17 protein-coding genes and 1 tRNA gene are annotated in these 19,906 nt (G+C 75.3%); 8 read left to right on the top strand and 10 right to left on the bottom strand.

From position 1 onward, the window contains the following. Positions 1-24 precede the first annotated feature (24 nt). Positions 25-1,092 carry an adenosine deaminase gene (locus ACYU8I_RS07855; RefSeq protein WP_460839254.1) on the top strand — a complete coding sequence of 356 codons (1,068 nt, stop codon included), beginning with the start codon at positions 25-27 and terminating at the stop codon, positions 1,090-1,092. Here ACYU8I_RS07855 and ACYU8I_RS07850 read toward each other — a convergent pair. From ACYU8I_RS07850 to ACYU8I_RS07830, 5 genes are all read right to left on the bottom strand, one after another. Continuing rightward, a complete protein-coding gene (locus tag ACYU8I_RS07850) occupies positions 1,086-1,859 on the bottom strand; it encodes an SDR family oxidoreductase (protein WP_460839252.1) in 774 nt (257 codons plus the stop codon). The genes ACYU8I_RS07855 and ACYU8I_RS07850 overlap by 7 nt on opposite strands. A gap of 16 nt (positions 1,860-1,875) precedes the next feature. After that, positions 1,876-3,108, bottom strand: coding sequence for an L-2-hydroxyglutarate oxidase (lhgO, locus tag ACYU8I_RS07845; protein ID WP_460839250.1), 1,233 nt, complete (start codon positions 3,106-3,108; stop codon positions 1,876-1,878). Between the two features lie 36 nt (positions 3,109-3,144). Next, the gene (locus tag ACYU8I_RS07840; RefSeq protein ID WP_460839248.1) at positions 3,145-4,335 is read right to left on the bottom strand and encodes a cobalamin B12-binding domain-containing protein; all 1,191 of its coding nucleotides are present in this window, start codon (positions 4,333-4,335) and stop codon (positions 3,145-3,147) included. A 60-nt stretch (positions 4,336-4,395) separates the two neighbouring features. After that, positions 4,396-4,469 (bottom strand) — tRNA-Arg (locus tag ACYU8I_RS07835). Positions 4,470-4,499: 30 nt separating this feature from the next. Then, the gene (locus ACYU8I_RS07830) at positions 4,500-5,942 is read right to left on the bottom strand and encodes an aminopeptidase P family protein (protein ID WP_460839246.1); all 1,443 of its coding nucleotides are present in this window, start codon (positions 5,940-5,942) and stop codon (positions 4,500-4,502) included. A 38-nt stretch (positions 5,943-5,980) separates the two neighbouring features. On the opposite strand from ACYU8I_RS07830, the gene ACYU8I_RS07825 reads away from it, so the two are divergent. The 4 genes from ACYU8I_RS07825 (at position 5,981) to ACYU8I_RS07810 (ending at position 11,071) form a co-directional block, all read left to right on the top strand. Further along, positions 5,981-7,126: a PrsW family intramembrane metalloprotease gene (locus ACYU8I_RS07825; RefSeq protein WP_460839243.1), complete on the top strand. Its 1,146-nt coding sequence runs from the start codon at positions 5,981-5,983 to the stop codon at positions 7,124-7,126. Further along, on the top strand, positions 7,126-8,865 hold the full coding sequence (locus ACYU8I_RS07820) for a dynamin family protein (RefSeq protein WP_460839241.1): 1,740 nt from the start codon (positions 7,126-7,128) through the stop codon (positions 8,863-8,865). The genes ACYU8I_RS07825 and ACYU8I_RS07820 overlap by 1 nt, the downstream gene beginning before the upstream one ends. Continuing rightward, on the top strand, positions 8,862-10,523 hold the full coding sequence (locus ACYU8I_RS07815) for a GTPase (protein ID WP_460839239.1): 1,662 nt from the start codon (positions 8,862-8,864) through the stop codon (positions 10,521-10,523). The genes ACYU8I_RS07820 and ACYU8I_RS07815 overlap by 4 nt, the downstream gene beginning before the upstream one ends. Before the next feature lie 122 nt (positions 10,524-10,645). Continuing rightward, positions 10,646-11,071, top strand: coding sequence for a single-stranded DNA-binding protein (locus tag ACYU8I_RS07810; protein ID WP_460839237.1), 426 nt, complete (start codon positions 10,646-10,648; stop codon positions 11,069-11,071). Here the strand turns inward: ACYU8I_RS07810 and ACYU8I_RS07805 are convergent. Continuing rightward, a complete protein-coding gene (locus tag ACYU8I_RS07805; RefSeq protein WP_460839235.1) occupies positions 11,032-11,748 on the bottom strand; it encodes a pyridoxamine 5'-phosphate oxidase family protein in 717 nt (238 codons plus the stop codon). The genes ACYU8I_RS07810 and ACYU8I_RS07805 overlap by 40 nt on opposite strands. A gap of 83 nt (positions 11,749-11,831) precedes the next feature. Between ACYU8I_RS07805 and pdxR the strand changes: the two genes are divergently transcribed. Beyond that, complete coding sequence (pdxR, locus tag ACYU8I_RS07800) at positions 11,832-13,175, top strand: MocR-like pyridoxine biosynthesis transcription factor PdxR (protein WP_460839233.1); 1,344 nt, start codon at positions 11,832-11,834, stop codon at positions 13,173-13,175. A 12-nt stretch (positions 13,176-13,187) separates the two neighbouring features. After that, the gene (gene ettA, locus ACYU8I_RS07795; RefSeq protein ID WP_460839231.1) at positions 13,188-14,867 is read left to right on the top strand and encodes an energy-dependent translational throttle protein EttA; all 1,680 of its coding nucleotides are present in this window, start codon (positions 13,188-13,190) and stop codon (positions 14,865-14,867) included. Between the two features lie 31 nt (positions 14,868-14,898). Here the strand turns inward: ettA and ACYU8I_RS07790 are convergent, their stop codons facing one another. Next, on the bottom strand, positions 14,899-15,384 hold the full coding sequence (locus ACYU8I_RS07790; RefSeq protein ID WP_460839230.1) for a MarR family winged helix-turn-helix transcriptional regulator: 486 nt from the start codon (positions 15,382-15,384) through the stop codon (positions 14,899-14,901). Positions 15,385-15,447: 63 nt separating this feature from the next. After that, positions 15,448-16,665 (bottom strand): acetyl-CoA C-acetyltransferase, encoded by a 1,218-nt coding sequence (locus ACYU8I_RS07785; RefSeq protein WP_460839227.1) that lies wholly within the window; start codon positions 16,663-16,665, stop codon positions 15,448-15,450. Positions 16,666-16,740: 75 nt separating this feature from the next. On the opposite strand from ACYU8I_RS07785, the gene ACYU8I_RS07780 reads away from it, so the two are divergent. Continuing rightward, the gene (locus tag ACYU8I_RS07780; protein ID WP_460839225.1) at positions 16,741-17,586 is read left to right on the top strand and encodes an acyl-CoA thioesterase; all 846 of its coding nucleotides are present in this window, start codon (positions 16,741-16,743) and stop codon (positions 17,584-17,586) included. A 10-nt stretch (positions 17,587-17,596) separates the two neighbouring features. Here ACYU8I_RS07780 and ACYU8I_RS07775 read toward each other — a convergent pair whose 3' ends face one another. Both ACYU8I_RS07775 and ACYU8I_RS07770 read right to left on the bottom strand, forming a co-directional pair. After that, a complete protein-coding gene (locus ACYU8I_RS07775; RefSeq protein WP_460839223.1) occupies positions 17,597-17,989 on the bottom strand; it encodes a globin in 393 nt (130 codons plus the stop codon). A 23-nt stretch (positions 17,990-18,012) separates the two neighbouring features. Further along, positions 18,013-19,906 (bottom strand): SCO7613 C-terminal domain-containing membrane protein (locus ACYU8I_RS07770; RefSeq protein ID WP_460839221.1); only part of this gene is annotated, 1,894 nt, incomplete at its 5' end.

Here is a 19,906-nt window from a genome sequence, read left to right as displayed (position 1 = left end):
ACACGGCCCTGCGAGCATGCGGCCATGCCGCACAGCTCGCCCGTCTACCAGGGGCCCGCCGACGCGTGGGCCGACCACCCGCTCGCCGCCTTCGTCGCCGGCCTGCCGAAGGCCGAGCTCCACGTGCACCAGGTGGGCTCGGCCTCGCCGGAGATCGTCGCGACGCTGGCCGACCGTCACCCGGGCACGGTGCCGAGCGACCTCGAGCGGCTGCGCGACTACTTCACGTTCCGCGACTTCGCGCGCTTCATCGAGGTCTACCTCTCGGTGGTGGCGCTCGTCCGCACGCCCGACGACTGGCGCCTGCTCACCTACGAGGTGGCGCGCGGCCTCGCCGAGCAGCAGGTGCGCTACGCCGAGCTGACGCTGACCCCCGCCACGGTGCCGGCCGACGTGCCGGTCCCGGCGTGGACGGAGGCCGTCGAGGACGCGCGGGTCGCCGCCGAGCGCGACCACGGGATCGTGCTGCGCTGGGTCTACGACATCCCGGGCGAGCTCGGGCTCCCCGGCGCCGACGCGACGCTGCGGGCCGCGCTCGACCACGGTCCCGACAGCCTCGTCGGCTTCGGCCTGGGAGGGCCGGAGGTCGGGGTGCCGCGGCCGCAGTTCGCCCCGCACTTCGAGGCCGCGCGGGCCGCCGGGCTGCGCTCGGTGCCGCACGCGGGCGAGACCACCGGGCCGCAGACCGTGTGGGACGCCCTGGAGCACCTCGGCGCCGAGCGGATCGGTCACGGCGTCTCGTCCGCGCAGGACCCCGAGCTGGTGCGCCACCTCGCCGAGCGGCGGGTCCCGCTCGAGGTGTGCCCCACCTCCAACCTCGCCACGGGTGCCGTCGCCTCGCTCGCGGAGCACCCGCTGCGGGCGCTGCGCGACGCCGGCGTGGTCGTCACGGTCAACAGCGACGACCCGCCGATGTTCGGCACCACCCTCGACCGGGAGTACGTCGTCGCGGCCGACCTGCTCGACCTCGACGAGGCGGGTCTCGGCGAGCTGGCCACCGCGGCGGTCGACTGCTCCTTCGCGCCCGACGACGTCAGGACCCGGGTGCGCGGGGAGATCGCGGCGTACGTCGCTGCCGCTGGTGGTCAGTAGCTCCCGACGAGCCCGCCGTCGACGCGCACCTGCTCGCCGGTGACGTACGCCGCGTGGCGCGAGGCGAGGAAGGCCACGACCGCGCCGAACTCGGCAGGGGTGCCGTAGCGGCCCGCGGGGATCGCGGCCTGCGAGCCGGCGCGCGCGTCCTCGAGGCTGCTGCCGGACCGCTCGGCGGCAGCCTCGTCGAGCGACTGCAGCCGGGCGGTGTCGATGCGGCCGGGCAGCACCATGTTGACCGTCACGCCGTCGGCCGCGACGGCCCCCGCCAGCGTCTTGAGGTACGCCGCCAGGGCCGCGCGCCCGACGTTGGAGGACGTCAGCGCGGGGATCGGCTGCTGCACGCCGGACGACCCGACGGCGAGCACTCGCCCCCACCCCCGCTCGCGCATGCCGGGAAGCACCCGCTCGACCAGGGCGACGTGGGGGTGGAGCAGGAGGTCGACCGCGGCCTGCGCCTTCTCGGCGGTGAAGTCGTCGGCGGTGCCGGGCGTCGGCCCGCCGCCGTTGAGCACGACCACGTCGACCGGGCCGAACGCCTCCTCGGCGGCCTCGACGAGACGCTGCGGGGTGTCGGGCGCGGTGACGTCGGCGACGACGCCGACGGCGGTGGGCAGCGACGCCTCGAGCTCGCGCACCAGCTCGTCGCGTCGCCCGACGAGGACGACCCGGGCACCCTCGGCCGCGAGGGCCTCGGCGCTGGCGCGCCCGAGTCCGGAGGTGGCGCCGAGCACGAGGGCGACGGTGCCGTCGAGGCCGAGGTCCATGAGGGTCTCCTGGGGGCTAGGGGGCAGGGAGGCGGCGTTCGGGGTCGCGGCCCTGCACCAGGTCGACGACGTGCTCGGCGATGGCCAGGCTCGACGTCGCGGCGGGGGAGGGCGCGTTGCGCAGCGCGGTCACCCGACCGTAGGTGCTGACGCGGAAGTCGTCGACCAGCGAGCCGTCCCGGTCGAGCGCCTGCGCCCGGATGCCGGCGGTGCCGGGCAGCACGTCGTCGGTGCGGAGGTCCGGCACGTAGCGGCGGGCCGCGGCCACGAACCGCCGCGTCGACAGCGAGCCCGCCATCTCGGCGACGCCGGTGCGCCAGTGCTGCCGCGCGAACCGTCGGAAGCCGTCGTACGCCGCCACCTCGCGCAGGTCGCGCCACGAGGCGGTGCGCCAGGCGTAACCCTCGCGGGCCAGCGCCAGCACGACGTTGGGGCCGACCATCACCTCGCCGTCCACGCGCGGCGTCAGGTGCACGCCGAGGAAGGGGTAGCGCGGGTCGGGCACGGGGTAGACGAGGCCGCGCACGAGCGAGCGTCGCTCGGGGCGCAGCAGGTGGTACTCGCCCCGGAAGGGGACGACCTGCGGTGCCGCGTCGTCGCCCGCCAGCCGCGCCGTGCGGTCGGACCAGACCCCGGTGCACAGCAGCACGCGGTCGACGCGCTGCTCGACCGGTCCGGCGGCGTCCCGGCCGTGCAGCACCACGGCGGTGGGCTCGGTGACGAGGTCGGTCATCTCCCGCCCGAGGTGCACCCGACCACCGTGCTCCTCGACGAGCCGTGCCAGGGCCTCCGTGACACCGACGTAGTCGACGATCGCGGTCTCGGGGGAGTGCAGGGCGGCGACACCCGTGACGTGGGGCTCGAGCTCGCTCAGCTCGCCGGGTCCGACGGTGCGGATGCCCGGCACGCCGTTGGCGAGAGCGCGCTGCTCGATGCCGGCGAGCCGCCCACGCTCGAGCTCGTCGAGCGCCACCACGACCTTGCCGCACGCGTCGTACGCCACGTCGTGCTCGGCGCAGAAGTCGCGCAGCAGCCCGACGCCGCGTCGGCACAGCGTCGCCTTGAGCGAGCCGGGCTCGTAGTAGAGCCCGGCGTGCACGACGCCGGAGTTCCGCCCCGTCTGGTGGGCCGCGAGCCGCGGCTCCTTCTCCCAGAGCACGACGTCGGCGTCCTCGTCGACCTGCTGCAGTCGACGCGCGACGGCGGCACCCAGGATGCCCCCGCCGACCACGGCGTACGTCGTCACCACGCGCTCAGGGTGCCACGCAGGCAGGGGCGTGCCGGGTCACGTGCCGGGTCGGGAGGCGTGGCCGTCGAGCCGCTGCTGCAGCTCCTCGCGGCTGATCCCGGAGTGCGTCGCCAGCAGGTCGAGCGCCCCGGAGACGTGGTGGGCGTCGATGCGGTAGCGCCGGGCGAGCTCGCCGAGGCCGTCGAGGCTGACCGGCACGTCGACCGGGGCCGGGTCGAGGCCGACCCAGACCCGGCACTGCTCGAGCGCGGCGTCGGCGTCGCAGGCCCAGCCGTCGGCGCCGAGCGCGCCGGCGAGGTCGGGGCGCGAGGTGAACGCGCGGCCACCCACGAGCACCTTCGGACCCGCGCTGCTCCCGGCCCGGACGCCGTCGACCACGGCTGCCACCAGCGGCACGTGGGCGGCGAGCGTGGCCGACAGCGCGAGGACGTCGGGCCGGGTGCGGCCGACGTGGGTGACCAGGTCGTCGGCGGGGACACCGGCACCGAGGTACTCGACGTCCCACCCTCCCGCGGTCATGACCTCGGCCAGCATCCTGAGCCCGAGGTCGTGGCCCTCCTCGCCGACGGTGCTCGCCAGCATCCGCGGCCGTCGCTCACCGGTCTCGACGCGGGGCGGGGCCAGGCCGTCGAAGAGGCCCAGGCACCGGGCGGTGATGCCGGTGACACGGTGCTCCTCGGCGACGCTGAGCAGGCCGTCCTGCCAGAGCCGGCCGGTCTCGACCTGGGCGGGCTGCAGGACCTCACGGATCACCACCGGAGCGCTGGCGCCGCGGGCGAGCGCCGTACGGACCACGCCGACAGCCGCGGCCGTGTCGCCGGCGAGCGCCGCGTCGAGGTAGGCCCGGGCTCCGGGGCCGAGGGCGTCGGGCGTGGTCGGCACCGGGGTCTCGCGGTCGGCGCTCTCGGCGCGGGAGTAGAGCACCCGGAGCCGGGCGTGGGAGACGCGGTCGAGGTGGGCATCGAGCTCGCCCAGCACGGCGTCGTGCAGCTCGCGGTAGCGCAGCGTCACCCCGGCCCCCGCCAACCGGGTGCGTTCCCAGCGGAACTGCTCCGTCAGCACCTCGGGCACGTTCCACTCCGCGGCGGCCACGAGCGTCTCGAGGTGCAGCGTCACCACCTCGCGCAGCAGCGGGTTGACCACCCCGAGCCGACGCGTCACCGCGCCGACCAGCTCCGGCACGGGCAGGCCGGCCAGCTCCGGGAGGGGGGTGTGGCGCGCGGGCACAGGTGGAAAGTACCCACAGCACGGCCCGCGGCAGGCCTACTTGACCAGGTCGGTGCCCAGCGCCCCCGGCAGGACTCGAACCTGCGACCTAGAGATTAGAAGGCTCTTGCTCTATCCGGCTGAGCTACAGGGGCTGAGCGGTCGAGTGTAGGGACGCCGGTGGGTCAGCCGCGCAGGCGTCCCATCCACTCCTCGATCGCGTCGGGGTCGCGCGGCAGCGCGGCCGACAGGTTGCGGTGGCCGTCGGCGGTGACGACGACGTCGTCCTCGATCCGGATGCCGGTGCCACGCAGCTCCTCGGGCACCAGCAGGTCGTTCTCCTGGAAGTACAGGCCCGGCTCGACCGTGAGCACCATGCCCTCGGCGAGGTCGCCCCCGGGGTAGGTGTCGGGGTCGGAGGCAGCGCAGTCGTGGACGTCGAGCCCGAGCATGTGGCTGGTGCCGTGCAGGGTCCACCGGGCGTAGACGCGGCTGTCCGGTGCGAGGGACTCCTCCGCCGAGCACGGGAGCAGCCCGAGGTCCTCGAGACCGTGGGCGAGCACCTCCATCGCCGCCTGGTGGGGCGCTCGGAAGGCGTGGCCCGGGCGCACGGCGGCGAGGCCGGCCTCCTGGGCGGCCAGCACGAGCGAGTACAGCTCGCGCTGCACCCCGGTCCAGCGGCCGTCGACCGGCAGCGTGCGGGTGACGTCGGCCGTGTGCAGCGACGTCGCCTCGGCCCCCATGTCGAGGAGCAACAGGTCGCCGGGCACGACCGGGCCGTCGTTCTGGGTCCAGTGCAGCGTCGTCGCGTGCTTTCCGCCGCCGACGATCGAGTCGTAGCCGAGGTCGTTGCCGTGCGTGCGGGCGCGTCGGAAGAAGGTGCCCTCGAGCCACCGCTCGCCGTGCTCCAGCACGCGGTCCCACTCCCGCACGGAGTCCTCGAAGCCCAGGGTGGTGGTGTCGCAGGCGCCCTGCAGCTCGGCGAGCTCCCACTCGTCCTTGACCAGGCGCAGGTCGGCGAGCACGCGGGCGAGGTCGTCGTCGCGGCTGTCGCCGCCGCTGACGAGGGCGTCGACCCGGGGGTCGACGCCGCGCAGCACGCGGGTCTTGGTGTCGGCGCCCCCGAGGGCGGCGGGGAGGTCGTCGAGGTGACGCGTGGCGATGCCGAGGGAGTCGGAGATCTCGCGCAGCGACGGGCGCCGGCCGACCCAGAGCTCGCCGTACTGCCGGTCGCGGAAGAACTCGTCGGTGTCGCGCGAGCTGCGAGGGCGCACGTAGAGGACCGACTCGCCGTCCTCGACCACGAGCACCGCGTCGCTGGTCTGGTTGCCCGAGAGGTGCACGTGCGCGGTCTCGGCGCGGAAGCGGTAGTCGGTGTCGTTGGAGCGCACCTTGAAGCCGCCGGCCGGCACGACGAGGCGCTCGCCCGGGAACTCGCGCGCGAGCCGCTCGCGCCGGGCCGCGGCCCACGGCGTGACCGGGTGCGGTGGCAGGTCGAGCTCGGTCTCCCCCCAGCCGGTGCGCATGAAGGCGGCGTAGGCGTCGGGGACGGGCGGGTCGTGGCTCTCGACGTTGGCCTGCTCCGTCGCCTGGTCCGTCGCCTGGTCGGGCTGCTCCTGGTCGGTCACCCGGTCATCGTAGGCGCGCCGGTCGATACCCTCCTGCCATGCCGCCTCGCCGCAGGAGCTCCCTCGCCTTCACGGTCCCGGTGACGGTGGTCCTCGTCCTCGGCGCCCTCGCGATCGCCCTCGTGCTGCTGCTCCAGGGCGCCCCCACGGCGGTGGTGGTCGGCACCGTGCTGGCGGCGCTGCCGGTGGGCCCGGTCGTGGCGATCTACCTCTGGCTCGACCGCTACGAGCCCGAGCCGCGCTCGCTGCTGGTGCTGGCGCTCGGGTGGGGGGCGTTCGTCGCGACGTCGCTCGCGATCCTGCTGCAGCTGGTCGTCGACCTCGAGGGTGCGAGCGAGGCCGCGCAGACCGCCCTGGTCGCCCCGGTGACCGAGGAGGCGACCAAGGGCCTGTTCGTGCTCCTGCTGCTGTGGTTCCGGCGGCGCGAGCTCGACGGCGTCCTCGACGGCCTGGTGTACGCCGGCCTGGTCGGCGTGGGCTTCGCCTTCACCGAGAACATCCTCTACCTGTCCTCGGCCTACCTGGGCGGCGACGGCCAGCCCGGCGGCCTCGGCGGTGCGCTGGGCCTCTTCCTGTTCCGGTGCGTCTTCAGCCCGTTCGCGCACCCGTTCTTCACCTCCTTCATCGGCCTCGGCGTCGGGCTCGCGGTTGGGAGCCGCGCCGCCGTCGTGCGCGTCGCCGCGCCGCTGCTCGGCTACGCGGTCGCGGTGGTCGCCCACGCCGCCTGGAACGGCTCGCTTGTCTACGACGACGGCCGCAACGCGGTGACGACCTACGTGTTCGTGATGGTGCCGGCCTTCCTGCTCCTCGCGGTGCTGGCCGTGTGGGTCCGCTCCCGCGAGCGCCGTCTTCTCGGGCGGGCGCTCGACGACTGCGCGCGACGGGGCTTCCTGCACCCGGCCGAGGTGCCGTGGCTGACCTCGCTGACCGCGCGGCGAGCTGCCCGCCGCCACGCCGGGCAGGCCGGGGGCCCCGGCGCGCGCCGCGCGATGGCCGACTACCAGGCCGAGGCCGTCGAGCTCGGGTTCCTGCACCACCGCTACCTGCGCGGCACCGCTCCCGACGGCGTCGAGCGCATGGGCCAGGAGCACGTCGAGGCGCTGCGGGCGCTCCGCCCCCACGTCCTCTGGCCGCCGGCGCCCGCCGGCCACGCGTGGGGCCCGACCACCCCGCAGGTGCGCTGATGGCGCGCGAGACCACCGCGATGCTCGAGACCCTCGGGTCGCTGCGCGTCGCCCTGGACGAGATCGGCCTGCCGCTCGACCTGCCCGACGCGGCCGCCCATCGTCGTCGCCGTTCCGAGGTCGCCCACCAGCTCGACGACTACGTGGTGCCGCGGCTCGAGCAGATCGACGCGCCGCTGCTGGCCGTCGTGGGCGGGTCGACCGGGGCGGGCAAGTCGACCCTGGTCAACGCCCTGGTGCGCGACCGCGTCAGCGAGCCGGGCGTGCTGCGGCCGACCACGCGCTCGCCCGTGCTGGTGCACCACCCCGACGACCTCGGGTGGTTCGACCGGGCGCGGGTGCTGCCCGACCTCGAGCGCACCGAGCGCGCGAGCGACGACCCGGGCGCGCTGCGCCTGGTCGCCTCCTCGAGCCTCCCGGTCGGCCTGGCCCTGCTCGACGCTCCCGACATCGACTCCGTCGAGGAGCGCAACCGCACCCTGGCCGCGCAGCTGCTCGGCGCCGCCGACCTGTGGCTCTTCGTGACCTCGGCCGCCCGCTACGCCGACCAGGTGCCGTGGGAGTTCCTGCGCCAGGCCGTCGAGCGCAGCGCCGCCGTCGCCATCGTCCTCGACCGGACCCCCGAGCAGGCCGCCCCGGAGGTCGCCCACGACCTCGCCCGGATGCTGGTCGACCGCGGCCTGCGCGAGTCGCCGCTGTTCACGGTCGTCGAGACCCCGCTGGGGGCCGACGGACTGCTGCCGGCCGACGCCGTCGCCGACGTGCGCGACTGGCTCGTCGAGCTGGGCGCCGACGCCGAGGCCCGCCAGCGGGTCGTGCGGCAGACCCTCGCCGGGGCAGTGCGCTCGGTCGCGCGCGAGGCGTTCGTCCTCGCGCAGGCCGAGGAGCAGCAGGTCGAGGCGCTCGGCCGGCTGCACGGCGAGACGGAGGCGGCGTACGCCCGGGCGGTGGAGGCGGTCGACGACGGCACCGCCGACGGCACGCTGCTGCGGGGCGAGGTGCTCGCGCGCTGGCAGGACTTCGTCGGCACCGGTGAGCTGCTCCGCTCGCTCGAGTCGCGGGTGGGCCGGCTGCGCGACCGCATCACCGGGGCGCTGCGCGGCAAGCCGCAGCAGGCCGACCGGGTCACCGTGGCGGTCGAGTCGGGGTTGCACTCGCTGCTCGTCGAGCACGCCGAGTCCGCCGCCGAGCGCGCGGAGGCGGCCTGGCGCGCCGACGTGTCGGGCCGGGCGCTGCTCGACGCCGCCGGCCCGGGCGACCTCGGACGAGCCTCCCGCGGGTGCCGCGAGCGCGCCGAGCGGCTGGTGCGCGACTGGCAGCAGGCCGTGCTCGAGCTGGTGCGTGCGGAGGGCGCGGGCAAGCGGAGCACCGCCCGCTTCCTCGCCTTCGGCGTCAACGGCCTGGCGGTCAGCCTCATGGTCGTCACCTTCGCCTCGACCGGTGGGCTCGTGGGCGCCGAGATCGGCATCGCCGGGGGGTCGGCCGTCGTGGGGCAGAAGCTGCTCGAGGCGGTGTTCGGCGACCAGGCCGTACGCCGCCTGGCCGCGGCCGCGCGGGCCGACCTGCGCACCCGCGTGGAGGAGCTGATGGCCGCCGAGCGCCGGCGCTTCGACGTCCTGCTCGACGCCCAGCCCGCCTCGGCCGACGCGGCCGCCCGGCTGCGCACGCTGGCCCGGCGGCTCGACGACCAGCGGTTCTCCGGCATCTCGACGGGCGCCTCGACGGAGGAGGGGCCGTGAGCGGGCGACGCGGACTGGTCGAGGGCGCCAAGCGGCTGCTGCGCCGCTCCGACCGGCTCGAGGAGCAGGTGGCGGGTCTCGCCGAGGTCGTCGAGCACGGTCGCGGGCGGCTGCCCGACCCGCTGCTCGACGAGGCGGCCGCGGTGGTGCGCCGCGCCGAGGCACGGTTGCGACTGTCGGGCTCGCACACGGTCGTGGCGCTCGCGGGTGCCACCGGGTCGGGGAAGTCGTCGACGTTCAACGCCCTCGCCGGTGTCGACCTCGCCACGGTCGGGGTGCGTCGGCCGACCACGTCGCACCCCACGACCTGCACCTGGGGCGAGGACCCCGCCACCGAGCTGCTCGACTGGCTGGAGGTGCCGCCGCGGCACCGGGCGCGGCACGACTCCAGCCTCGACTCGCGGCTCGACGACGAGCTCGAGGGCCTCGTCCTCGTCGACCTGCCCGACCACGACTCCACCGAGGTCGCGCACCACCTCGAGGTCGAGCGGCTCGTCGCGATGGTCGACCTGGTGGTCTGGGTGCTCGACCCGCAGAAGTACGCCGACGCCGCGCTGCACCAGCGCTTCCTACGCCCCATGGCCGACCACCAGGACGTCTACCTGGTGGTGCTCAACCGCATCGACGAGGTGCCCGAGGCCGACCGCGACCGCGTGGTGGCCGACGTGCGCCGCATCCTCGCGGTCGACGGGCTCGACGACGTCCCCGTGCTGGCGACCTCGGCCAGGACGGGGGAGGGCCTGGCCGCACTGCGGGCTGAGGTCGTCGACCGGGTCGCCGGCAAGGCCGGCTCCCGGGCGAGGCTCGCGGCCGACGTGGCGGCGGTCTCGGCCCGGCTGGCCGAGGTGCACGGCCAGGCCGAGGGACGTGAGCCGCGGCCCCGTGACCGAGGTCCGCTGGTCGACGCCATGGCCGACGCCGCCGGCGTGCCGGTCGTCAGCGCCGCCGTGGCGCGGGCGACCGCGGTGCGGGGCAAGCAGGCCACGGGATGGCCGATGACGGCCTGGCTCGGCCGGCTCCGACCCGACCCGCTCAGGCGCTTCCGCCTCGACACCGGCAGCACCGGCGAGGACGTCGTGGTCGCGGCCCGCACCTCGCTGCCGCCCCAGGGCCCGGTGCAGCGTGCCCGGCTGGAGGGCGCGGTGCGCCAGCTCTCCGACCGTGCCGGTGACGACCTGCCGGAGCCGTGGGCCCGGGCGGTGCGGGCAGCAGCCGGCTCGCGGCTCGACGACGTCGAGGACCGGCTCGACGACGTGGTCGCCCGCACCGACCTCGGCGTCAGCGGCCTGCCCTGGTGGTGCCGACCGGCGCAGGCCCTGCAGTGGCTGCTGCTGACGGCCGCGGTCGTCGGGGTGCTGTGGCTCGGCGGCGTCGCCCTGCTCGGGTTCCTGCAGCTGGGGGAGGTGGCCACACCGCGGGTGCAGGGGTTCCCGGTCCCGACGCTGCTCCTGGTGGGCGGGGTCCTCGTCGGCTGGGCGGTCGCCGTGCTCACGAGGCCGTTGCTGCGGGCCGCCGCTCGCAGCCGCGCGCGGCGGGCGGAGCTGCGACTGCGCGAGGGCGTGGCCGACGTCGCCGAGCAGCTCGTGGTCGCGCCCGTGGCCGCCGAGCTCGCGGCGCACCGTGCGGTGACCGCAGGTCTGAGGGCAGCACGCCGCTAGGCACGCCCGCAGGGTGTCCACAGGTCGCTCCGGCGGCGTGTCGTCCACAGGGCGGCAGCGACCGGCCGCGGCCGGTCCGGGTCTGCGGTGGGGTGGGAGCCCCCGACGAGCAGGAGGCTCCCATGAACGACACCCACGTGACGCTGCACGGCTACGTCGGCGGCGACGTCGAGCTGCGCGACGGCGGCGGCTCGCCCGTCGCGAGGTTCCGGGTCGCCCACACGCCGCGCTTCCAGCGAGACGGCGAGTGGGTCGACGGCGAGACGCAGTGGTACTCGATCAGCTGCTGGCGGACGCTGGCCACCAACGTGCACGCCTCGGTGCGCAAGGGCGACGCGGTCTTCGTGCAGGGTCGGATGCGCAGCGACACCTGGACCCGCCAGGACGGCTCGACCGCGACCGGGTGGACCGTGGTGACGACCGTGGTCGGCCACGACCTCAACCGCGGCCGCGCCCGGTTCGCTCGGCCCCCGCGCCCGGAGGGCGTGGCGCCGCAGGCGCCTGCCGCTCAGGAGCCGGACGCCGCCGAGGAGGCGCCGGCCGCCTGAGCCGACCAGCCGCGGGCGCGTCCGAGCACGTCGTCGGGCACCCGGTCGTGGGAGTCGGTGTTGGTCACCGGCCCCGGGGTGACCCGGGGCAGGGGGAGCACGCCGGCCCACGCGCCGGACTCGACGTCCTCGACGTCGTCGTGGGCCTCGCCCACCCGCACCTTGACCGAGGCCTCCGCCAGCGGCACCGCGACCACGGCCGTGGCCGTGAGCTCCTTGCGGGTGGTGGCGCGCAGGGTCGCGGCGCGACCGGGGACGACCTGGTCGACGACCAGGTCGAGCGCCCGGCCCCGCTCGGCGTCGTCGGTGACGACCCGTGCCGGCCCGACCACGACCGCCGAGCGGTAGTTCATCGAGTGGTGGAAGGCCGAGCGCGCCAGCACCAGCCCGTCGAGCTCGGTCACGGTGACGCACACCGTCGCTCCCGGCAGCCGTCGCAACCAGCCGGCGCCGACCGACCCGTGCAGGTAGAGCGAGCCACCGTCGTCGGGGCCCTCGGGGTCCACCCCGTAGGCGCTCGGCAGCACCACGGGGTGGTCGTCGAGGGCGAGGCCCACGTGGGCGACGAGGCCGTCGGCGAGCAGCGCCAGCAGGTGGGCGCGGTCGTGGCGCCTCCGCTCGCGGAGCCGGGTCAGGGTGGTGCGGGGGGTGCGGGAGAGGCCGGGCACGTCGGTCATGGCACCCAGCATCGTCGTCGACCGGCCTGTCGTCACGAGCCGGTTCAGCACTATCCTGGCAGGCCACTTGTCGAGGAGGTGCCGTGCTGCCGCTGCCAGGCCTCGACCGCGCCGCCGCGACGCCGCTGCCGGCCCAGCTCGCGACCCAGGTCCGCGGCCTCGTCCTCGACGGCACGCTGGGTCGCGGCCAGCGCCTCCCCGGGTCCCGCTCGCTCGCCGCCGACCTCGGGGTCTCCCGCGCCGTGGTCGAGCAGGCCTACGAGCAGCTCCTCGCCGAGGGCTGGGTCGGCACCCGTTCCGGGTCGGGCACCTACGTGGCGGCCGGGGGACTCACCGCCCCCGCCGCCGCTCCCGGGCCGGTGCCCGAGCCGGTCGAGCAGCGGGTGCGCCTCGACACCGGCACTCCCTGGATCGACCCACGGCACCGGACGACGTGGCGACGCGCCTGGCGCGAGGTGGCCGCGGCACGCCCGCCCGCCGGCTACGACGACCCGCGTGGGCTGCCCGAGCTCCGCGAGGCCCTGGCCGCCCACCTCGCCCGCACCCGAGGGCTCGTGGTGCGGCCCGACGAGGTGCTGACCACCGCCGGCACGACCGACGCGGTCAGGCAGCTGCTCCTCGCGCTCCCGCCCGGTGCGGTGGCGCTCGACGACCCCGGCTACCGCACGGTGGCCGCCGTCGCACGGAGCCTGGGTCGCGAGGTGGTCGGCACCGTGCCCGGCCGGGCACCCGACGGCCTGGCCGGCTGCGCAGCGGCGTACGTCACCCCGGCGCACCAGCACCCGCTGGGCCTGGTGATGCCGGCCGCCGACCGCGTGGCCCTGCTCGAGGCGGCCCGGGCGGCCGGGGCGCTCGTGGTCGAGGACGACTACGACTCCGAGTTCCGGTGGGACGTCGCGCCCGTGCCCGCGCTGGCCGCCCTCGACCGCGAGCAGGTGGCCTACGTCGGCACCGCCTCCAAGTCGGTCGCCCCGAGCCTGCGACTGGGGTGGCTCGTCGCCCCGGCCGCCGTGCGCGAGCGGGTGGTGGCGCTGCGCGAGGCCACGCACGACGCCGTGGCGTGGCCCGTGCAGCGGGCGTTCGTCACGCTCCTGCGCGAGGGCCACGTCGACAAGGTGGTGCGCTCCGCGCGACGGGTGTACTCCGCCCGGCTGCCGCGCCTGGTCGAGGCGCTCGCGCCGTACGGCGACCTCGCCGCGCCGCCCGCCGGCATGTACGCCACCTGGCTGATGCCGCCGGAGCGGGCCCGCTCGGCCCGGCGGGCGGCCCGCGCGGCTGGCTTCGAGGTGCCGCTGCTGGAGGACTACTGCCGCGACGCCGACCTCACCGGGCTGGTGGTCGGTGTCGGGTCGACCAGCGAGGCGGAGCTCGAGCGGGCGCTGGCCGCCCTCGTCGCCGGGTGCCGCGCGGTGCCCCGGGCGCCGTAGGCTGGGCGCACCATGGATTACGTCCTCACACTCCGCAACGTCCGCAAGGCCCACGGCGACAAGGTCGTCCTCGACGACGTCACCCTGTCGTTCCTGCGCGGCGCCAAGATCGGCGTCGTCGGCCCCAACGGCACCGGCAAGTCCTCGCTGCTCAAGATCATGGCCGGCCTCGACCAGCCCAACAACGGCGAGGCGATGCTCGCGCCCGACGCCTCGGTCGGGATGCTGCAGCAGGAGCCGCCGCTGACCGAGGGCAAGACCGTCCTCGAGAACGTCGAGGAGGCGGTCGGCGACATCAAGGCGAAGATGAAGCGCCTCGAGGACGCGTACATGGAGATGGGCGACCCCGACGCCGACCAGGACGCCCTGATGGCCGAGACGGGCGAGCTGCAGACCGAGCTCGACAACGCCGACGCGTGGGACGTCGACAGCCGCCTCGACCAGGCCATGGACGCGCTGCGCTGCCCGCCGCCCGACGAGCTGGTCGACCACCTCTCCGGTGGTGAGCGCCGTCGCGTGGCGCTGTGCAAGCTGCTGCTGCAGCAGCCCGACCTGCTGCTCCTCGACGAGCCCACCAACCACCTCGACGCCGAGTCGGTGCAGTGGCTCGAGGGCCACCTGAAGTCCTACCCGGGCGCCGTGCTCGCGGTCACCCACGACCGGTACTTCCTCGACAACGTCGCCGAGTGGATCGCCGAGGTCGACCGCGGCAAGATCCACGGCTACGAGGGCAACTACTCCACCTACCTCGAGACGAAGAAGGACCGGCTCAAGATCGAGGGGCAGAAGGACGCCAAGCGCGCCAAGATGCTCGAGAAGGAGCTGGAGTGGGTGCGCTCCAACGCCAAGGCGCGGCAGACCAAGTCGCGCTCGCGGCTCGCGCGCTACGAGGAGCTCGCTGCCGAGGCCGAGCGCGCCCGCAAGATCGACACCTCCGAGATCAACATCCCGGCCGGCCCCCGGCTCGGTGACGTCGTGCTCGAGGCCGACCACCTGGGCAAGGGCTTCGACAACCGCGTGCTCATCGACGACCTGAGCTTCTCGCTGCCGCGTGCCGGCATCGTCGGCGTCATCGGTCCCAACGGCGTCGGCAAGACCACGCTGTTCCGCATGATCACCGGGGGCGAGGAGCCCGACAAGGGCACGCTCGACGTCGGCCAGACGGTCAAGATCTCCTACGTCGACCAGAGCCGCGGCGGCATCGACCCGGAGAAGAACGTCTGGCAGGTCGTCTCCGACGGGCTCGACTTCATCAAGGTCGCCAACTTCGAGATGAACTCCCGCGCCTACGTCGCGTCGTTCGGCTTCAAGGGCCCCGACCAGCAGAAGAAGGCCGGCATCCTGTCCGGCGGCGAGCGCAACCGGCTCAACCTGGCGCTGACGCTGAAGATGGGCGGCAACCTGCTGCTGCTCGACGAGCCCACCAACGACCTCGACGTCGAGACGCTGTCGTCGCTCGAGGACGCGCTGCTCGACTTCCCGGGTTGCGCCGTGGTGACCTCCCACGACCGGTGGTTCCTCGACCGCACCGCGACGCACATCCTCGCCTGGGAGGGCACCGACCAGGACCCCGGGCGGTGGTTCTGGTTCGAGGGCAACTTCGCCGCCTACGAGGCCAACAAGATCGAGCGCCTCGGCGCCGAGGCCGCCCGGCCGCACCGCGTCACGCACCGCCGCCTGACGCGCCAGTAGAGCCCGCTCGTGGGGCCCCGGGCCGCCGACGTCAGCGGATGTCGGCGCCCGGGGTGTCGGCGACCAGGCGGTCGCTGACCTCGTTGAAGATGCGGCCGAGGGCCGCGAAGTCGGACTCGGAGGCGAGCGCGACGAGGTGCTCGCGCACCCCGCGCACGTGGCCGGGGGCGGCCGCCACGAGCCGGCGCTGACCCTCGGGGGTCATCACGGCCTCGACGCCGCGGCCGTCGGCCGCCGCGGCGTGCCGCTCGACCAGCCCGGCCCGCTCCATGCGGGCGACGGTGTGGGTGACGCGGCTGCGCGAGTGCGAGAGCGACTCCGCGAGCACCGCCATCCGCATCCGGTGGTCGTCGGCCTCGGACAGCCGCACGAGGATCTCGTACTCGCTCAGCGACAGGCCGTGCTCGTCGCGCAGCTCGCGGTCGAGCTGGGAGAGCAGCAGCTCGGTGCCCATGATGTAGGCGCGCCACACCTGCTGCTGCTCCTGGTCGAGCCAGGGGCCGTCACGTTCGGGCATGGGGTGGATCCTATGCCCGCGGAAGTGCCGATCCGGTGCCAGGACATGCCCGGCACTCCGGGATCAGGACATCCGCTCCAGGATCAGCGCCATGCCCTGGCCCCCGCCGACGCACATCGTGATGAGGCCGGTCTGCTTGTCGTGCCACTCGAGGCTGTTGAGCATGGTGTTCTGCAGCCGCGCTCCGGTCATGCCGAAGGGGTGACCCACCGCGATCGCACCGCCGTTGACGTTGAGGCGGTCGAGGTCGATGCCGAGGTCCTGGTACGACGGCACCACCTGCGCGGCGAAGGCCTCGTTGATCTCGACGAGGTCGATGTCGCCGATGCTCATGCCCGCGTGGGCGAGCGCGCGCTGCGTCGCCTCCACCGGGCCGAGGCCCATGATCTCGGGGGACAGGCCGCTGACGCCGGTGGAGACGACGCGCGCCAGCGGGGTGAGGCCGAGCTCGGCGGCCCTGGTGTCCGACATGACGACCACGGCGGCGGCGCCGTCGTTGAGGGCGCAGCAGTTGCCGGCCGTCACCACGCCGTCGGTGCGGAAGACGGGCTTGAGCTTCTCGAGGCTGTCGTAGGTCACGCCCGCCCGGGGCCCGTCGTCGGCGGTGACGACCGTGCCGTCGGGCGTGGTGACCGGCGTGATCTCGCGCTCCCAGAACCCGTCGGCGATCGCCTTCTCGGCGAGGTTCTGGCTGCGCACGCCGAACTCGTCGAGCTCCTGGCGACTGAGGCCGCGCAGCGTGGCGACGTTCTCCGCGGTCTGGCCCATCGCGACGTAGACGTCGGGCAGCAGCCCCTGCTCGCGCGGGTCGGTCCACGCCGTGTTGTGCTCGGCGATCTCGGCCGTGCGGGTCTGGGCGTCGTCGAAGCGGTGGTTGACCGTGTCGGGGATGTGGTCGGAGGTGCCCTTGCCGAACCGCGAGACCGTCTCGACCCCGGCGGAGACGAAGACGTCGCCCTCGCCGGCCTTGATGGCGTGGAAGGCCATGCGCGTCGTCTGCACCGACGAGGAGCAGTAGCGGGTGACGGTCGCGCCGGGGACCGTGTCGAGCCCGAGCAGCGTGGCCACCACGCGGGCCATGTTGAAGCCGGACTCGCCGCCGGGCAGGCCGCAGCCGAGCAGGAGGTCGTCGATGGTGGTCGGGTCGAGGCCCGGCACCTTGTCGAGGGCCGCCTGCACCGCGAGAGCGGTCAGGTCGTCGGGGCGGAAGTCCTTGAGCGAGCCCTTGCCGGCGCGGCCGATCGGGGTGCGGGCGGCGGCGACGATCACGGCTTCGGGCATGGTGCTCTCCTCGACGTCGGGTGCTGGCTACCGGCCGGTAGCCAGCGACCACGATAGACCTGGGAGCATCGGCGCGTGACACCTCCCGTCGTTGCCGCCCACCACGACCCCGGCCACGTCCTCGACGTCACCCGCCGCTTCGCCGACATGGACCTGCTGGGCCACGTCAACAACGTCCGCTACCTCGACTACGTCACCGCGGGGCGCGAGGCCCTGCTGCGCTCGTACGGCGCCGACCCCGCCGCCGCCCGGGTGCTCCGGCACCGGGTCGGCTTCGTCGCGCCCATGGTCTTCGGACGCGCACCGGCGCAGGTGCGCAGCGGTGTGGTGGGTCTCGACGGCACCCGGGCGACCCTCGCGCACCGCGTGGTCAGCCACGGCCACCGCGGTGACGGGGACGAGACGCTGCACCTGCAGGTCGAGACCGAGCTCGACCTCGGCGACGCCGGGGCGCTCGGCGGGGCGCTCGACGGGGCGGCGTACGTCGAGGCGCCCGCGTGGCGCGACGTGGTCGCGACCGACCGTCCCCACCGCCACGTCGTCACCCCCGACGTGCGCACCCGGGACCTCGGCCCGGACGGCGCGGCCCGCGACGACGCGGTGATGGAGTTCTTCCAGGAGGCGCGGGTGCGCTACTTCATGGACCTGCACACCTCCGGCGAGGACTGGGGCCACGTCGTCGTCGCCCACACCGACCTCGACCTGCACGCCCCCGTGCGGCCGGGGCCGGGCACCGAGGTGCGGTCGTGGATCGGCCACCTCGGTGGCAGCTCGTTCTCGGTGCGCAACGTCCTGGTCGGCGCCGACGGCACCCTGCTGGCCGCGACCACCGTGGTGCTCGTCTGCTTCGACGCCTCGGCGCAGCAGCCCGCCCAGATGAGGCCCGCTCAGCGCGCCCGCCTCGAGCAGGAGCTCGTCTGAGCTTCCCCACTCAGCCGACGACCGGGGGCTCCTCCATGGTGTTGACCATGAACCGCGCGGCGTGCGTGACGTAGTCCCAGAACTGCCGGTCCTGCTCGGGCGTCAGGTCGGCCCCGTCGAGCGCCGCGCGGAAGTGGGTGAGCCAGTGCTGCGCCGCCGTGGTGGTGACGGCGAAGGGGGCGTGGCGCATCCGCAGCCGCGGGTGGCCGCGCCGGTCGGAGTAGGTGGTCGGGCCGCCCCAGTACTGCTCGAGGAACAACGCGAAGCGCTCCTCGGCCGGACCGAGGTCCTCCTCGGGGTACATCGGCCGGAGCACCTCGTCGTCGGCGACGCCCTGGTAGAAGCGGTGCACGATGCCGCGGATCGTGGGGCTGCCGCCGATCTCGTCGTAGAACGTGCTCACCGTCCCATCATGACGGCCGCACCTCAGCGCAGGGCAGCCAGGTAGCGGCGGGCCCCGGCCAGCCGACGCAGGCCCGACTCCCACGTGATCCCGGCCGCGAGCAGCAGGCCGCCGACCAGGCCGATCACCATCCACCGCGGCACGGCGGCGGCCACGGGCTCGAGGTGGGCGAGCAGCAGCAGTGCCGAGCCGACGGCCCCGGCCACGAAGGGGGCGCCGAGGCGCAGGACGATCCCGAGCCCGAGCAGCGCGACGACGAGCAGGGCGACGACCGCGCCGCGCAGTGACACCGGGTCGCCGAGGGCGAGCAGCAGGCTCGGCGCGAGCACCGTCACCAGGCCCGGGGCGAGCGCGGCGGCGCTGGGCAGCCTGCGGTCCTGCAGCAGCAGCCAGGCGCCACCCAGGGCGAGCACCGCGCCCGCGGGCAGCGAGACCAGCTCGGGGGAGGGGAGCCCGGCGAGCGCACGCCACCCGGCCGCCACCAGGGCGACCCCCGCCGCGACCGCCCCGGGGAGCGGCACGGCGTGGTCACGGGCCCGCTGCAGCAGGGCGCCCACCGCGAGAGCGCCCGCGACCACGGCGAGGGTGACGCTGCCGGGTCCGGCGTCGGGCGCGGCGAAGAGTGCCAGGAGGGTGACGGGCACGACCAGCAGCTGCACGACGACCCGGGTGGTGTCGAGGTGGAGCACCGTGCTGGCCGCCAGCACCAGCCCCACGGCGTACGCCGCGAGCAGCGCGGCCTGCGGGCCGGGGTCGAGCCGGGTGACCTCGCTCCAGCCCTGCACGGCGGCCGCACCCAGCAGCGCACCGGCCGTCAGCAGCGCGGTAGCGAAGCCCCCTCGGCGGTCGCGGTCGCGGGCCAGGCCGGCCACCAGCAGCGGGACCGCCAGGGCGCTCTGTGCCGCGGCCGGGAGCGGGCTGTCGAGGTCGAGGCCGGCGTTCCACAGCGCCAGGCCGGCGGTCCAGGCGGTGAGGGCGCTCCCGACCGACGCGGTCGGCAGCACCTCGCGCCAGCGCCAGGTGAGGGCACCCGTCGCGGCGGTCACGACGAGGCCGGCGGCGACCGCGACGGCCGGTGCCGGGTCGGTGACGACGAGGGCCGCCCAGACACCGAGACCCGTCGTCGCGACCGCGATCGTGACGGCGAGCGGCGCCGCCACCGCGCGTCGCAGGTCGCGCGAGCCCACGAGGGTGCCGACGCCACGACCGCGCAGCAGCCCGAGGAGCAGCGGGACCGCGGCGGCGAGCACGAGTCCGTCGACGATCCAGGTGAGCGGCTGCGGGGCCCGCGGGGTCGCCACGGCGACCGGGGCGACGAGCAGCGGCACCGCCACCACGGCCCCGACGAGAACCGCGAACCCGGCAGCGGCCCGCGCCCACAGCTCAGGCCCCGCCGCGACGACGACGAGCAGGACGGCGAGGCTTCCGCTCACGGACAGCCGCGTCGCGGTGCTGCCCGTGCCCACGAGGGCGGGGCAGGTGGCCAGGACGAGCAGCGGCAGCAGCACGGCGGCCGGTCCCAGCGAGCGCAGGCGCGCCGGCCCGACGCGCCGGACGTCGAGCAGGACCGTGACCACCGCGGCCTCCAGGGCGGCCGCCACCAGCGGCCACCACCACGAGCCGACCGCGCCGGCGTCGGCGGCACGGCCGATCCCCGCGACCACCAGCGCGACCCAGGACTGGGCGCCCACGCCGGCGACACCCAGCGCGACCAGGGGCAGCCGCAGGACACGGGCCCCCGCAGCCGCGACCAGCAGCACGGGCACCAGCGCGGCCGCGGCGGGTGCCGGGTCGGGCCGTGAGACCTGGGCCAGCGCGAGCAGCGCGGCGCCGAGGACGGCGGCCACCTGCGGCGACACCAGCCGTCCGGTCGCGGCGCGGGCCGAAAGTCGGAGGCCAAGCGGTCTTAGGAAGACA

The sequence above is a fragment of the Nocardioides marmoraquaticus genome (assembly GCF_054777915.1).
Note: the sequence above shows the minus strand (reverse complement) of the source record. Positions and strands in the feature narration are given on the sequence as shown.

Coding starts and splice junctions, on each gene's coding strand:
- ACYU8I_RS07785 (WP_460839227.1), bottom strand. CDS start 16,665: ATGCCCGAAGCCGTGATCGTCGCCGCCGCCCGCACCCCGATCGGCCGC.
- ACYU8I_RS07810 (WP_460839237.1), top strand. CDS start 10,646: ATGAACGACACCCACGTGACGCTGCACGGCTACGTCGGCGGCGACGTC.
- ACYU8I_RS07855 (WP_460839254.1), top strand. CDS start 25: ATGCCGCACAGCTCGCCCGTCTACCAGGGGCCCGCCGACGCGTGGGCC.
- ACYU8I_RS07820 (WP_460839241.1), top strand. CDS start 7,126: ATGGCGCGCGAGACCACCGCGATGCTCGAGACCCTCGGGTCGCTGCGC.
- ACYU8I_RS07805 (WP_460839235.1), bottom strand. CDS start 11,748: ATGACCGACGTGCCCGGCCTCTCCCGCACCCCCCGCACCACCCTGACC.
- ACYU8I_RS07850 (WP_460839252.1), bottom strand. CDS start 1,859: ATGGACCTCGGCCTCGACGGCACCGTCGCCCTCGTGCTCGGCGCCACC.
- ACYU8I_RS07825 (WP_460839243.1), top strand. CDS start 5,981: ATGCCGCCTCGCCGCAGGAGCTCCCTCGCCTTCACGGTCCCGGTGACG.
- ACYU8I_RS07790 (WP_460839230.1), bottom strand. CDS start 15,384: ATGCCCGAACGTGACGGCCCCTGGCTCGACCAGGAGCAGCAGCAGGTG.
- ettA (WP_460839231.1), top strand. CDS start 13,188: ATGGATTACGTCCTCACACTCCGCAACGTCCGCAAGGCCCACGGCGAC.